The sequence below is a fragment of the Mycobacterium sp. 663a-19 genome, from assembly GCF_035616495.1.
Classification (GTDB): domain Bacteria; phylum Actinomycetota; class Actinomycetes; order Mycobacteriales; family Mycobacteriaceae; genus Mycobacterium.
Genome location: NZ_JAPJAV010000021.1, coordinates 1 through 13,520, shown reverse-complemented (window position 1 = coordinate 13,520; position 13,520 = coordinate 1). Strand labels below are relative to the sequence as shown.

The window sequence follows — 13,520 nt, the reverse complement described above, 5'->3', positions numbered from 1 at the left end:
CGTCGACGGGCGATCCTGACAGCATGCCCCGTCGCGAAGAGCCAGCGCGTGGGCTCCTCGACCCGGTCGCCAAGATGCTGCGGTTGCCGTTCGGCACACCGGAGTTCATCGACCGGATCGTCACCGGCGGCGTCAACCAGGTCGGCCGCCGGACCCTGCACATGCTGATCACCACCTGGGATGCGGCCGGCGGCGGCCCGTTTGCCGCGAGTGCGGTCGCGTCGACGGGCATGGCCAAGACCGCCGAGATCGTGCAGGGCATGTTCATCGGCCCGGTTTTCGGGCCGCTGCTGAAGATCCTGGGCGCCGACAAGGTCGCCGTGCGGGCGTCGTTGTGCGCCTCTCAGCTGGTGGGCCTGGGCATCATGCGCTACGGCGTGCGATCCGAGCCGCTGCACTCGATGTCGGTGGACGCGCTCGTCGACGCGATCGGCCCGACGATGCAGCGATATCTCGTCGGGGACATCGACTGAGCGCGTGTCCTAGGCGGCGACGCGCGCGACCTCGACGCGGCGGTCGGGCGTGACGCGCACCGGGTACACCGGCACCGAGACCCTCGGGTCGTCCAGGCAGCTGCCGTCGTCGAGCGCGAAAGCCTGCTTGAGGATGGGAGATTGGACCGTGGCGCGCCCACCGCGGTCGCCGACGATGCCACGCGAGATGACCGCCGCGCCGGAGAACGGGTCTACGTTACCGACGGCGTACACCGACCCGTCGTCCAGCCGGAACAGGGCCGCCTGGGAGCCGTCGTCGAGCAGCACACCGACGCCGCGACCCGGAATGAGGTGGTCGTACGCGCAGGCGATCGTCCACACGTGAATGTCGTTGAGAAGTGTCATGATTCCTCCCTCGTCATCCGCGAACCCGCGGCATCCCAATGGGCACAGGCACTTTGCGGCCGGCGCGCTCGGTGAACGTCACCGTCGAGTCGACGGCGTCCGGGGCGTTGACGAAGGACACGAACCGCGACATCTTGTCCGGATCCTCCAGCACGCCCTTCCATTCGCACTTGTAGTTATCCACGTGCCGCGCCATTGCGGCCTCGAATTCTTCGGCCAGGCCCAGCGAGTCGTCGCACACCACCTCGCGCACGTGATCGAGCCCGCCGTCGAGCGACTCGACCCAGGGCGCGGTGCGCTGCAGCCGGTCGGCGGTCCGGATGTAATACATCAAGAACCGGTCGATGTAGCGGATCAGCGTCTCGGTGTCGAGGTCGCCGGCCAGCAGCTGGGCGTGCTTGGGCGTCATGCCGCCGTTGCCGGCGACGTAGAGGTTCCAGCCCTTCTCGGTGGCGATGACGCCGACGTCCTTGCTGCGCGCCTCGGCGCATTCCCGCGCGCACCCCGAGACGCCAAGCTTGATCTTGTGCGGCGCGCGCAGGCCCCGGTAGCGCAGCTCGAGGTCGATGGCCAGCTGCACCGAATCCTGCTGGCCGTAGCGGCACCAGTCGCTGCCCACGCAGCTCTTCACCGTGCGCACGGCCTTGCCGTAGGCGTGGCCGGACTCCATGCCGCCGTCGACGAGGCGCTTCCAGATCTGCGGCAGCTGGTCCACCCGGGCGCCGAACAGGTCGATGCGCTGGCCCCCGGTGATCTTGGTGTAGAGCCCGAAGTCCTGGGCGATCTGGCCGATCAGGATCAGGTGCTCGGGCTTGATGTCACCGCCGGGGACCCGCGGCACCACCGAGTAGCTGCCGTTGCGCTGGATGTTGGCCAGGAAGTGGTCGTTGGAGTCCTGCAGCGACGCCTGCTCGCCGTCGAGGATGTGGTCGGAGCCGGTGGACGCGAGGATGGACGCGACGACGGGCTTGCAGATGTCGCAACCCCTTCCGCGGCCGAATCGCTCCAGCAGGCCCGAGAAGGTGCGGATCTCGGTGGCGGAGATGATTTCGAAGAGCTCCGCCCGGGACTGGGCGAAGTGCTCGCACAGCGCCTTGGACTGCTCCACGCCCTCGGCTTCCAGCAGCTGCTTGAGCAGCGGGACGCACGACCCGCACGAGGTGCCGGCCGCCGTGCACGACTTGAGCGACGCGACGTCGCCGCAGCCGTCGGCGATCGCGCCCGCCAGGTCGCCCTTGGTGACGTTGTTGCACGAGCAGATCTGCGCCGAGTCCGGAAGCGCCCCGACTCCGAGGGCCGAGGTGCCCCCGCCGGACTGCGCCGGCGCGATCAGCGCAAGCGGATCGCCCGGCAGCTCGCTGCCGACCATCGGCCGCAACACCCCGTACGACGAGGCGTCGCCCACCAGCACCCCGCCCAGCAGGGTCTTGGCGTCGTCGGAGAGCACCAGCTTGGCGTAGGTCTGGTTCACGGCGTCGTTGATGGCGACCTCGAGGCAGTTCTCGGTGGTCCCCATCGCGTCGCCGAAGCTGGCGACGTCGACGCCCAGCAGTTTGAGCTTGGTCGACAGGTCCGCATCCGGGAACTCCGCGGCGCCGTCCAGCAGCCGGTCCACCACCACCTCGGCAGACGTGTAGCCGGGCCCGACCAACCCGTAGCAGCGCCCCTCGATCGCGGCGACCTCGCCGATGGCGTAGATATCGGGATCGCTTGTCCGGCATGACAAGTCGGTCAGAACGCCGCCCCGCTCGGCGATCGTCAGCCCGGCCGCCCGGGCCACCTCGTCGCGCGGCCGGATGCCGGCCGCGAAGATCACCACGCCGGCGTCGATGACGTCCCCGTCGGTCAGGCGCACCCGCACCGACGCCGGGCCGTCCGTGCTTTCGATGCACTCGGTGCCGGTGCCGACGTGCACCGCGATCCCCAACTCGGCGATCATCCGGCCCAGCAGCGCGCCGCCAGCCTCGTCGATCTGTTGTGCCATCAGCCGCGGCATCATCTCGACCACGTGCGTGGGCAACCCGAACTGCCGCAGCGCATTAGCGGCCTCGAGCCCGAGCAGCCCGCCGCCGATCACGACGCCGGCCAGGTTGCGAGCGCCCGCGCTCTCGGCGCCGGCGCGGATGGCGTCGAGGTCGTCGAGGGTGCGGTAGACGTGACATGTCGACAGGTCGTGGCCCGGCACCGGCGGCACGAAGGCGTAGGAGCCGGTGGCCAGCACCAGGGCGTCGTAGTGGTGCCGCCCGCCGTCCGCGGTGATGACCGACTTTGTCGCGCGGTCGATTTCGGTGACGCGGGTGTTCAGCAGCAGCCGCACGTTGTCGTCGCCGGCGTAGTCGTTGCCGGGCAACGCCAGCTGGCCGCGGTCCCAGCTCTCGGTGTAGGAGGTCAGGCCGACCCGGTCGTAGGCCGCGTCGCGCTCCTCGGCCAAAACCGTGACGCGCCAAGCCCCGTCGTCGTCCCGGGCCCGCAGCGCCTCGACGAAGCGGTGCCCCACCATGCCGTGCCCGACCACGATGGTGTGGCGGGCCGCGCGGTGCGCGGACGGGGTTCCGGCGGAAGGCATGGCACTGAGGGTAGAAGCGGCAAATTAAGGAAAAGTCGCCCAATGTGACACTCGTATGACGGCGGCCTCACACCTCACGCCGCCCGCTGTGAAGCTGTTCTCTGACGGCGAACACCCAGGTGGAACTTTAGCGTGATCGACTCATGTTTCTACTAATGGCCGGCCGGTGAGGCGCCGGTCACAGCAAAGTCACAACGAAGCTCAAGGAGACGAACATGAGTAACCTCGCACTGTGGTCGCGACCGGCCTGGAACACGGACCGGTGGCTTCGCGACTTCTTCGGCCCGGCCGCCGCGGCGGACTGGTTCAAGCCGGTATCCAGCGGATTCACCCCGGCCGCGGAGATCGTCAAGGATGGCGACGACGCGGTGGTGCGCCTGGAGCTGCCCGGCGTGGACGTCGAGAAGGACGTCAACGTCGAGGTGGAGAACGGCTGGCTGGTGATCCACGGCGAACACCGCGACGAGCACTCCGAGGAGGAGGACGGCCGCACCTTGCGTGAGATTCGTTACGGATCCTTCCGTCGGTCGTTCCAGCTGCCCGCCCACGTCACCAGCGAGGCGGTCACCGCCTCCTACGACGCCGGCGTGCTGACGGTCCGCGTCACCGGCGCCTATGCCGGAACGCAGCCGAAGCGCATCGCCATCACCAAGTAATTCCGGCGGTCGAGACCGAATCCGGCGGGGCCCCAACGGCTCCGCCGGATTCTGCGTCTGTCGGAGCTTCGGGCGTGAAGCCGTGAGCTCACGGTCAACGCCGTGACGTGTCTCACGTGAGCCCGGCGCGGCGGTTAGTATCGGCAACGTACTGTGATCCGTGACACCGTCCGCCCGAGGAGACCCGTTGTCCAGCGCTACCGAACTCGCCGAACTTCACGACCTCATCGGCGGCTTGCGGCGGTGCGTGAGCTCCCTGAAGGCGCGATACGGCGACAGCCCGGCGATGCGTCGCATCGTGCTCGACGCCGACCGGATCCTCAGCGACGTCGAATTGCTCGATACCGACGTGTCCGAACTGGATTTGGCCCGCGCGACGGTGCAGCAGTCCGGCGAGAAGATCACCATTCCCGACACCGAGTACGACGCCGAATTCTGGCGCGATGTCGACGACGAGGGTGTCGGGGGTCACAGCAGGTACTGACGAATTCGCGGCAACCCAAGCCCCCCGTAAAAGGGAGGGCTCTATCTGTGTACCCTTCGACCAGACAGCCCGTTCGAAGAGGAACACTTGATGAGCGCACCCACGGCGACCCGTTCTGAGTCCGGCGTTTTCTCTGCCACCCGCGCACACATACCGGAGCGGACGCTGCGCACAGACCGCTGGTGGCAGCCGCCGCTGGTGACCAACCTCGGCCTGCTGGCGTTCATCGTCTACGCCACCACCCGGGCCTTTGTGGGCAACAGCTACTGGGTGGACAAATACCACTACCTGACGCCGTTCTATTCGCCCTGCGTCAGCGCGTCGTGCGCGCCGGGTGCAAGCCATCTCGGGGTCTGGTTCGGCCACTTCCCGTGGTGGATTCCGTTGGGAATGCTGGTGTTACCGTTCCTGCTGGGTTTCCGGATCACCTGCTACTACTACCGCAAGGCCTACTACCGGTCGGTGTGGCAGTCACCCACCGCATGCGCGGTGCCCGAACCGCGCGCCCACTACACCGGGGAAACCCGTGTCCCGCTGATCATTCAGAACAGCCACCGGTATTTCTTCTACTTCGCGATGGTGGTCTCGCTGATCAACACCTACGACGCGATAATGGCGTTCCATTCGCCCTCGGGCTTCGGGTTCGGTTTGGGCAACGTCATTTTGGTGGTCAACGTGCTGCTGCTGTGGACCTACACTGTCTCGTGTCACTCGTGCCGGCACGTCACCGGCGGCCGCCTCAAGCATTTCTCCAAACACCCGGTGCGCTACTGGCTCTGGACACAGATCAGCAAGCTGAACACCCGGCACATGCAATACGCGTGGATCACGCTGGGAACCCTGGCACTCACCGACTTCTACATCATGCTGGTGGCCAGCGGCACCATCACTGACTTCAGATTCATTGGCTGAAAAGCCATTTCGAGAATTACTAAGAAAAGCTGAGCGAGGGTTTCATGGTTGAGGTCGAACGGCACTCCTACGACGTCGTCGTCATCGGTGCCGGCGGCGCGGGCCTGCGCGCGGTCATCGAGGCGCGCGAGCGCGGCCTGAGGGTCGCGGTGGTGTGCAAATCCCTGTTCGGGAAGGCCCACACGGTGATGGCCGAGGGCGGCGCCGCGGCGGCCATGGGCAACGCCAACCCCAAGGACAACTGGAAGACCCACTTCGGCGACACCATGCGCGGCGGGAAATTCCTCAACAACTGGCGGATGGCCGAGCTGCACGCCAAGGAGGCGCCGGACCGGGTCTGGGAGCTGGAGACCTACGGCGCGCTGTTCGACCGCACCAAGGACGGCAAGATCAGCCAGCGCAACTTCGGCGGGCACACCTACCCGCGGCTGGCGCACGTCGGCGACCGCACCGGCCTCGAGCTGATCCGCACGCTGCAGCAGAAGATCGTGTCGCTGCAGCAGGAGGACTACGCCGAATTCGGCGACTACGACGCGCGGATCAAGGTGTTCGCCGAGTGCACCATCACCGAGCTGCTCAAGGACGGCTCTGAAAACGGCGGGCGAATCTCCGGGGCGTTCGGCTACTGGCGTGAGAGTGGCCGGTTCGTCGTGTTCGAGGCGCCGGCGGTGGTGCTGGCCACCGGCGGGATCGGCAAGTCGTTCAAGGTGACCTCCAACTCGTGGGAGTACACCGGCGACGGGCACGCGCTGGCGCTGCGGGCGGGCGCGTCGCTGATCAACATGGAGTTCGTCCAGTTCCACCCGACCGGCATGGTGTGGCCGCCGAGCGTGAAGGGGATCCTGGTCACCGAGGGTGTCCGCGGCGACGGCGGGGTGCTGAAGAACTCGGACGACAAGCGGTTCATGTTCGACTACATCCCCTCGGTGTTCAAGGGCCAATACGCCGAGACCGAACAAGAGGCCGACCAGTGGCTCAAGGACAACGACTCGGCCCGTCGCACCCCGGACCTGCTGCCCCGCGATGAGGTCGCGCGCGCGATCAACTCCGAGGTCAAGGCCGGCCGGGGCAGCCCGCACGGCGGGGTGTTCCTGGACATCGCGTCGCGGCTGACGCCGGAGGAGATCAAGCGCCGGCTGCCGTCGATGTACCACCAGTTCATGGAGCTGGCGGGGGTCGACATCACCAAGGAGCCGATGGAGGTCGGGCCCACCTGCCACTACGTGATGGGCGGCATAGAGGTCGACGCCGACACCGGCGCGGCCACGGTGCCCGGGCTGTTCGCCGCCGGCGAGTGCTCGGGCGGCATGCACGGCTCCAACCGGCTCGGCGGTAACTCGCTGTCGGACCTGCTGGTGTTCGGCCGGCGCTCCGGCCTGGGGGCCGCCGACTACGTCCGGGCGCTCAGCAGCCGCCCGACCATCTCGTCGGGATCCATCGACGCTGCGGCCAAGCGAGCGCTGGCCCCCTTCGACGGACCGACCGACGGCGGCCAGGCGGAGAACCCGTACACCCTGCAGCTGGAGCTGCAGCAGTCGATGAACGACCTGGTGGGCATCATCCGCAAGTCGGACGAGATCACCGAGGCCCTCGCCCGGCTCGACAAACTCCGCCAGCGGTTCAAGAACCTCCAGGTCGAGGGCAATCGGCAGTACAACCCCGGCTGGAACCTGGCCATCGACCTGCGCAACATGCTGCTGGTCAGCGAGTGCGTCGCGAAGGCCGCGCTGGAGCGCACCGAGAGCCGCGGCGGTCACACCCGCGACGATCACCCGTCGATGGATTCCTCGTGGCGCAAGCTGTTGCTGGTCTGCCGCACGGGCGGCGGCGACGAGGTGATCCCCGACATCACCATCACGCGCGAGGAGCAGACGCCGATGCGGCCCGATCTGCTCGAGCTCTTCGAGATCTCGGAGCTGGAGAAGTACTACACCGACGACGAGCTGGCCGACCACCCAGGACGGAGAGGCTGATGACCTACAACGCGACGATGCGGGTGTGGCGCGGCGACGACGCGTCCGGGGCGCTGCAGGACTTCACGGTTGAGGTCAACGAGGGCGAGGTAGTGCTCGACATCATTCATCGCCTGCAACAGACGCAGACCCCCGACCTCGCGGTGCGGTGGAACTGCAAGGCGGGCAAGTGCGGATCGTGCTCGGCGGAGATCAACGGCTATCCGCGGTTGATGTGCATGACGCGGATGTCCACCTTCGCCGAGGACGAGGTCGTGACGGTCACGCCGCTGCGGACGTTCCCGGTGATTCGCGACCTGGTCACCGACGTCTCGTTCAACTACGAAAAGGCCCGCGAGATACCGTCTTTCGCGCCGCCCAAGGAGCTGCAGCCCGGCGAGTACCGAATGGCGCAGGTCGACGTGCAGCGCTCGCAGGAGTTCCGCAAGTGCATCGAGTGCTTCCTGTGCCAGAACGTCTGCCACGTGGTCCGCGACCACGAGGAGAACAAGCAGGCGTTCGCCGGCCCGCGCTACCTGATGCGCATCGCCGAGCTGGAGATGCACCCGCTGGACACGCTCGACCGGCGCAGCCAGGCGCAGGACGAACACGGCCTGGGCTACTGCAACATCACCAAGTGCTGCACCGAGGTGTGCCCGGAAAACATCAAGATCACCGACAACGCGCTGATCCCGATGAAAGAGCGGGTCGCCGACCGCAAGTACGATCCCGTGGTGTGGCTGGGTAACAAGCTGTTTCGCCGCTGAGCGTTTTCGAGCCCAGTTGCACTCTCGCGGTCAGTGCGGACTGATTCGCCGGAATCCGCTGCGGTGGAACACAATCGGCGCCACCTCGGCGTCCACCGTCACCTCGTTGACCCGTAACACCACGATGGTGTGATCCCCGGCGGGGATCATCTGCTCGATCGCGCTCTCCAGCCACAGGGCGGTGCCCTTGATGAAGACCGCGCCGGTGGTGCTGGACACCGTCTCCAGCCCGGCGAACCGGTCGCCGGTCTTGGCGGCCAAGGTGCGCGCGGCCTCGTCGTGGGACTCACCGAGAACGCTGATGCCCAGCATCGGCAGGTCCTTGAGCTTGGGCCACGTCGTCGACGTGTTCTGCACGCAGAACGACACCAGCGGCGGTTCCAGGGAGACGGGGACGAAGGTGCTGGCCGCCAGCCCTTCCCGGGTTCCGTCGACCTCGGCGGCGATGGCCACCACACCGGACGGGAAGTGGCCGAAGGCCTCACGGAGTGAGGACGGTGTCAGCTTCTTCGTTGAGTTCACCGGACTTCGTTCGCCCCTCGAGCAGACGACGGATTTTGTCCTATCAGACCCTACTGGACGAGTATCCCTGTCCGTTACTCCCGGGGCGGGACCATGGCTCGGCCATGCCGACCACAATCTGCCGGGGCGGCGTGTATGGCTCCCGCCCGTGGGAGACGAGCATGTTGTCGAGCATCAGGATGTCGCCCTCTTGCCACGGTATGGCCACGCTCTCGGCGTCGTACGCGGCACGAAGCTCGTCAAGGGTCGCCGGTTCTATGTCCGTGCCGTCGCCGTAGTAGGTGTTGTTGGGCAGGTTCTCCTTGCCCATCGACAGCAGCGCCTCGGCGACCATCGGGTCCAAGCTGGACACATTGAAGAAGGTGAGATGGTTGAACCACGTCATCTCACCGGTTTCGGGGTGCGCCTCCGATACCGGTCGACGCTGTCGCGTGGTGAGTTCGTCGCCCGGCCCCCAGGTGAGTTCGACGTCGTGGTCGGCGCAATAACGTTCGACGACGGCGCGGTCGTCGGTCTCGAAGGCTTCGCGCCACCCGATGCCGATGTCGCCGCCGAAGTGCCGGACATAGAGGTAGCCCGTTTCCTCCAGGCGTTGGCGCACCGCGGGCGAGATCCGCTGATACACCTTGCGTGAGTCGGCCAGCGGAGTGGCGCCCCCGCTGGCCGGCGGTACGACGCAGTGGAAGAAGATGCGCAGCGGAAAGGTGTTGCTGTAGGACAGCTCGTTGTGCAAGGGGATGCGGTGGCGGGCGGGGTAATCGGTCGAGGTGTAGACGCGGTCGGCCACCTCATGCCGGGGCGACGAGCCCTCCAGATAAGGGAGGGGCTCGCCGGACATCGCGGCGATGAAGTCGCGGAATGTTTCGACCGACCCGCCGGTGAAGCCGCGGAACAGGATGCCGCCGTGGCGTAGCACGAGCTCGCGGATCGCACCGCGCTGGGCCGTGGCCCACGCCACCACGTCGATGTGCTCTGTCGCCGGCTCTACCACGAGGGGGAACGGCGGGTCCGGAAGCGGTCTTGCGTCCGTTAGCGGGAAGATGTCGGTCCCCACGGCCATCCCTCCTGCGCCGAGCGGCTGTGGTACGTGAAGCTACCAGGAGCCTTTGCCGTTGGGGACGTTGTCACAAACCTCATGTACCTTCGCTACTCCATCCGGAGCGCGCGATCCGCGGGGCGATCACCGGTGACCTCGGCGGGTCGAAACACCACCAAAGCCAAACCCACGGCGAATAGCAGCGCGGTGACCCACGCAAGGTGACCCGCAGGAGCAAAGCCGTAGTGGGCGAACAACCACAGGCCATACGCCGCCATTGACGCACCGGCTAGTGTGACCGGTTCCGCCCAACGCTGTCTGAGCGGCATAGGAAGCATGGGCAGAGGGGCCGCGAAAACCCGTCGCCCCCACCACAACAGGGCCATCTCGACCGCTGCGGCGAGGCCGATGATGAAAACCCACTCCAGCCGGAACCACCACCACGCCGCGCTTCCTTCGATCGGTTGCGGAAATAGCCCGGCCCGGTAGCCGACGAACGCCACGACCACCACTGGCACCATGTGCCATAGGTAGAGAAGCATCACTTTGCTGTTGGCGGCGGATAGTGCACGCTGCACCGGGTCGGTACGGAGCGCGCGATTGAGCGCGGGCGCAAGTGTCACTACAACTCCGGCCTGCGCGCAACCGAACGCCAGCATTGCCACCGTGGGCGGGATCGCGTTCCGAAGCCCGTGGACAGCAACGTCGACCATGCTGACTTGATAGGGTCCCAGCCAAATCAGCAGTGCCAGTGCGACCGCCGATCCCGAGGCGAGCAGCACGGGCATACGGCCAACTAACGACCCGCTGTGCCACGCGATTCCGAGCTGGTAAAGCAGTCCCCAGCACAGCAGACAGTTCAGCCAGCCGATGTAAGGCACGTGGCCGTGGACCGCGGCGGCGTCGACCGCCGCTACCCCCACCGCCAGCACTCCCGGCACTAACAGACCCCAACGGCGGTGTGCGGCAATCGCAATGGGTGTCAGCGACACCACCAACACGTAGACGGCGAGAAACCACAGGTGCGTCCCCAGTGCCCAACCCGCGAGCTTCAGCATGGAGCCGGGCAGGCCGAGGACCTGTAGAACCACCACAATTACCGACACGAGTGCCACGTAAACCGCGGTCGGTCCGAGTACCCGAGCCAGTCGATGCCCAAGCCAGGCCTGCCGCGACATGCCGTCGGCATCGCACCGATGCGTCCACGACACAGCGCCGGCATAGCCAGCCACCAGGAAGAACACCGGGACCGCCTGGAAAATCCAGCTCAGCCATGCCGTCCAAGGCATGTCGGAAATTCCGTCCTGAAGACCGAAATGTCCGTCGTGATAGGTCATGCACGCGAGCAGCCAATGCCCGACGACAATTAAGACCAGCCCCCCTACACGGTAGAGGTCGACCGCCAGATCGCGGACATGTCCCGCGGTGTTCGCCTGGCCCACCAGCGCGTGCCAATCAGTTCGTCGAGGCCGCGTGGCCGCGCAACGCCTGCGGAGTTTCGGTATTAGTGCTGGCAGTCGGGCCGCAGCCGGCCATCGCGGCAAACCCAATTCTTTTGACGTACGCGTCCAACACGGCGATATCTTAATCGGAAAGGCGGGCGCTGAACTGGATAACGAATACAGTGGCCGCATGAGAGCTGGCTACCCGGCGCGGATGGCGTTTTTGACTTCTTGCGCGTGTGCCACCTGCCGCGCGGTGTAGCCAATGAACAGTGCCATTCCGCCGATCAAGATAACCACCCCGGCTAGCCACAGCAGGCCGTAGGTGTAACCGTGGTCCAGCGCGTGTAGTTGGGCGGCGTTCATGGACTTCACCGGCCCGCCGGTGCCGCCCAAATGGAAGGTACGCGACGTGATTACGGCCTGAATGACCACCGCCACCACAGGCCCTCCGAGGCTTCGCAGCATCACTGCGATCGCCGACGTAGGTCCGATCCGGTCGAAACCGACGCTCGCTATCAACGCGAGCGAGAGCGGAACGTTGATCAAGCCGATGCCGATGCCGGCGCCGACGAGCGGCACCGCGAGATTCGGGAAGTACGGAGCACCACTGTTGAGTGTCGAGCCGCCATACAGTATCGCGCCCAGCACCACGATGGCGCCGCCGATCACGACCATCCGCGGCGGGAACCACGTCACCAACCGCGACGACGCGCTCAACCCGAGGCCCATCGCAACACCGAACGGGATGAAGCAAATGCCGGCACGCAGCGCGCTGTAGCCCATGATGTCCTGCACGTACAGGGCCACCATGAGACTCAGGGTGAATACGAGCCCCCCGGCCAGGAACGTCGCGCCGAACGTGGCCAGCCGGTTACGGTCCAAAAACAGGCTGAACGGCACGACGGGGTTCTCGGCCACGCGCTCCACGACGGCGAACGCCACGAAAGCACCGAGAGCCACCGCTGCTGATGTAATCGTGGTGGTTGAGAGCCAACCCGTCTGCGGCCCCATCGACAACCCGAAAACCACAGCGGCGCACATCAGGGTGGCGAGCATGGCCCCGCTGGCGTCGAGCTTCATCCGCTCCTTCTGGGTTTCCCGCAACGCGGTGTGGGCCAGGTAGATCACGAGCAGCCCGAGGGGCACATTTACTAGAAACGCCAGGCGCCAAGACACCGCGGTGAGCATCCCGCCCAAGACCAAGCTCATCACCGAGCCGATGCCGGCCGCCGCACCGAGCACGGCGACCGCCGCGTTCCGTTCCGGACCCTTCGGAAACGTGGTCGCCACTAGCGCCATACAGGTCGGCAGGGCGATCGCCGCCGCGACGCCCTTCAGCAGCCGAGCCAAGACGAGAGCGCCTTCGTCCCAGGCGATTCCGCACACCACCGAGGCGATGGTGAACAGTGCAGCTCCGATGATGAAGGCGCGCTTACGGCCGATGGTGTCACCAAGACGCCCACCCAGCAGCATCAGCCCACCAAAGGTCAGCACAAACGAGGTGATGACCCAGCTCCGCCCGGCGTCCGACAGACCCAGCTCGTTTTGGATTTTAGGAAGCGCGATGACCGCGATGATGCCGTCCATTGTCGCTAGCAGCTGGATGCCGCCGATCGCGCTAATCGCGGCGAGGAACCGGCGAGACCGCAGGACCGTGGGCAAATACCCACTATTGCGGCGCAGCGTGGTCGGTTCGACGGGCATTGGAGTCGCTCATTCCGCGCGTTGTGTCGTCAAATGACCTGGTGCCGAGGTAGGCGCCTGCTCTTCGTCGCTGAGGCTGTGATAGCGGACCACCCTACTAAAATGTGTCAATTATCGCGGGCGAACACATAAAACGGCTCGCCATGATTGCACGGAGATCCAACGGGTCGTTTAGTGGCTAGAGCAGGCCGAGCTGCTGCAAGTCGGTGACGTATTTGATGATGATCGGCGTCGAGATGTGCGGGATGTCGTTGTCGCGGCCGATTTTGGCCTCTCGCACTGCGGCACGGAATCGGTCGGTCGGCGCGAACGAGCCGCGCCTCGGCTTTAGGGGCGGCAAATAACTGAAATTGCGTGACAACAACTGCAACGGCCGCAGCGGCGAGTGCTGTTGCTGTTTATCCGGCAGCTCGTGCAGGGCGGCGGCAAACTTTCGTGCCCATTCGGTGAAGTCCTCGACGCGCTGGATGGGGTAGCCGGCCTCGATGAGCCAGTCGACGTATTCGTCGAGCCCGATGCCGTCGTCGTGGGGGTTCATCACGTGGTAGGTCTGCAACCCCTCGACCGTTTGGGCGCCCAGGGTGGCGATCGCCTCGGCGACGAATTCGACGGGCAGCGCGTCGAAGTGCGCGCGTTG

General features: G+C 66.1%; 12 protein-coding genes and 1 pseudogene. 6 read left to right on the top strand and 7 right to left on the bottom strand.

The features are described 5' to 3' along the window. Positions 1 to 23: 23 nt before the first annotated feature. Positions 24 to 473: a hypothetical protein gene (locus OQ968_RS24310; RefSeq protein WP_324682167.1), complete on the top strand. Its 450-nt coding sequence runs from the start codon at positions 24 to 26 to the stop codon at positions 471 to 473. A gap of 9 nt (positions 474 to 482) precedes the next feature. On the opposite strand, the gene nirD is transcribed toward OQ968_RS24310, so the two are convergent. Together nirD and nirB are read right to left on the bottom strand one after the other, a co-directional pair. Further along, positions 483 to 839, bottom strand: coding sequence for a nitrite reductase small subunit NirD (nirD, locus tag OQ968_RS24305; RefSeq protein ID WP_324682166.1), 357 nt, complete (start codon positions 837 to 839; stop codon positions 483 to 485). 13 nt (positions 840 to 852) lie between these two features. After that, positions 853 to 3,405 carry a nitrite reductase large subunit NirB gene (nirB, locus tag OQ968_RS24300; RefSeq protein WP_324682163.1) on the bottom strand — a complete coding sequence of 851 codons (2,553 nt, stop codon included), beginning with the start codon at positions 3,403 to 3,405 and terminating at the stop codon, positions 853 to 855. A 215-nt stretch (positions 3,406 to 3,620) separates the two neighbouring features. On the opposite strand from nirB, the gene OQ968_RS24295 reads away from it, so the two are divergent. The 5 genes from OQ968_RS24295 to OQ968_RS24275 all read left to right on the top strand — a co-directional run bounded on the left by OQ968_RS24295 (position 3,621) and on the right by OQ968_RS24275 (position 8,176). Next, positions 3,621 to 4,061 (top strand): Hsp20/alpha crystallin family protein, encoded by a 441-nt coding sequence (locus tag OQ968_RS24295; RefSeq protein ID WP_324682161.1) that lies wholly within the window; start codon positions 3,621 to 3,623, stop codon positions 4,059 to 4,061. A 187-nt stretch (positions 4,062 to 4,248) separates the two neighbouring features. Beyond that, complete coding sequence (locus OQ968_RS24290) at positions 4,249 to 4,545, top strand: hypothetical protein (protein ID WP_324682160.1); 297 nt, start codon at positions 4,249 to 4,251, stop codon at positions 4,543 to 4,545. 90 nt (positions 4,546 to 4,635) lie between these two features. Further along, positions 4,636 to 5,457 carry a hypothetical protein gene (locus OQ968_RS24285; protein ID WP_324682159.1) on the top strand — a complete coding sequence of 274 codons (822 nt, stop codon included), beginning with the start codon at positions 4,636 to 4,638 and terminating at the stop codon, positions 5,455 to 5,457. 44 nt (positions 5,458 to 5,501) lie between these two features. Then, on the top strand, positions 5,502 to 7,430 hold the full coding sequence (locus tag OQ968_RS24280; RefSeq protein ID WP_324682157.1) for a fumarate reductase/succinate dehydrogenase flavoprotein subunit: 1,929 nt from the start codon (positions 5,502 to 5,504) through the stop codon (positions 7,428 to 7,430). Continuing rightward, on the top strand, positions 7,430 to 8,176 hold the full coding sequence (locus OQ968_RS24275; protein WP_324682155.1) for a succinate dehydrogenase/fumarate reductase iron-sulfur subunit: 747 nt from the start codon (positions 7,430 to 7,432) through the stop codon (positions 8,174 to 8,176). The genes OQ968_RS24280 and OQ968_RS24275 overlap by 1 nt, the downstream gene beginning before the upstream one ends. Positions 8,177 to 8,206: 30 nt before the next feature. On the opposite strand, the gene OQ968_RS24270 is transcribed toward OQ968_RS24275, so the two are convergent. The 5 genes and pseudogenes from OQ968_RS24270 to OQ968_RS24250 form a co-directional block, all read right to left on the bottom strand. Then, positions 8,207 to 8,698: a flavin reductase family protein gene (locus OQ968_RS24270; protein ID WP_324682153.1), complete on the bottom strand. Its 492-nt coding sequence runs from the start codon at positions 8,696 to 8,698 to the stop codon at positions 8,207 to 8,209. Positions 8,699 to 8,741: 43 nt separating this feature from the next. Beyond that, entirely contained in the window at positions 8,742 to 9,758 is a 1,017-nt protein-coding gene (locus tag OQ968_RS24265) for a TauD/TfdA family dioxygenase (protein ID WP_324682151.1), read from the bottom strand. Between the two features lie 86 nt (positions 9,759 to 9,844). Further along, the gene (locus tag OQ968_RS24260) at positions 9,845 to 11,176 is read right to left on the bottom strand and encodes an acyltransferase (protein WP_324682150.1); all 1,332 of its coding nucleotides are present in this window, start codon (positions 11,174 to 11,176) and stop codon (positions 9,845 to 9,847) included. 201 nt (positions 11,177 to 11,377) lie between these two features. Beyond that, positions 11,378 to 12,883, bottom strand: a complete 1,506-nt coding sequence (locus tag OQ968_RS24255; RefSeq protein WP_324682148.1) for an MFS transporter — start codon at positions 12,881 to 12,883, stop codon at positions 11,378 to 11,380. Positions 12,884 to 13,061: 178 nt separating this feature from the next. Beyond that, positions 13,062 to 13,520 (bottom strand): annotated as a pseudogene (locus OQ968_RS24250) (oxidoreductase); the annotation flags it as partial.

Excerpts from the sequence above, each read along its gene's own strand:
- OQ968_RS24310 (WP_324682167.1), top strand. The coding sequence starts at position 24 with ATGCCCCGTCGCGAAGAGCCAGCGCGTGGGCTCCTCGACCCGGTCGCC.
- nirD (WP_324682166.1), bottom strand. The coding sequence starts at position 839 with ATGACACTTCTCAACGACATTCACGTGTGGACGATCGCCTGCGCGTAC.
- nirB (WP_324682163.1), bottom strand. The coding sequence starts at position 3,405 with ATGCCTTCCGCCGGAACCCCGTCCGCGCACCGCGCGGCCCGCCACACC.
- OQ968_RS24295 (WP_324682161.1), top strand. The coding sequence starts at position 3,621 with ATGAGTAACCTCGCACTGTGGTCGCGACCGGCCTGGAACACGGACCGG.
- OQ968_RS24285 (WP_324682159.1), top strand. The coding sequence starts at position 4,636 with ATGAGCGCACCCACGGCGACCCGTTCTGAGTCCGGCGTTTTCTCTGCC.
- OQ968_RS24280 (WP_324682157.1), top strand. The coding sequence starts at position 5,502 with ATGGTTGAGGTCGAACGGCACTCCTACGACGTCGTCGTCATCGGTGCC.
- OQ968_RS24275 (WP_324682155.1), top strand. The coding sequence starts at position 7,430 with ATGACCTACAACGCGACGATGCGGGTGTGGCGCGGCGACGACGCGTCC.
- OQ968_RS24265 (WP_324682151.1), bottom strand. The coding sequence starts at position 9,758 with ATGGCCGTGGGGACCGACATCTTCCCGCTAACGGACGCAAGACCGCTT.
- OQ968_RS24255 (WP_324682148.1), bottom strand. The coding sequence starts at position 12,883 with ATGCCCGTCGAACCGACCACGCTGCGCCGCAATAGTGGGTATTTGCCC.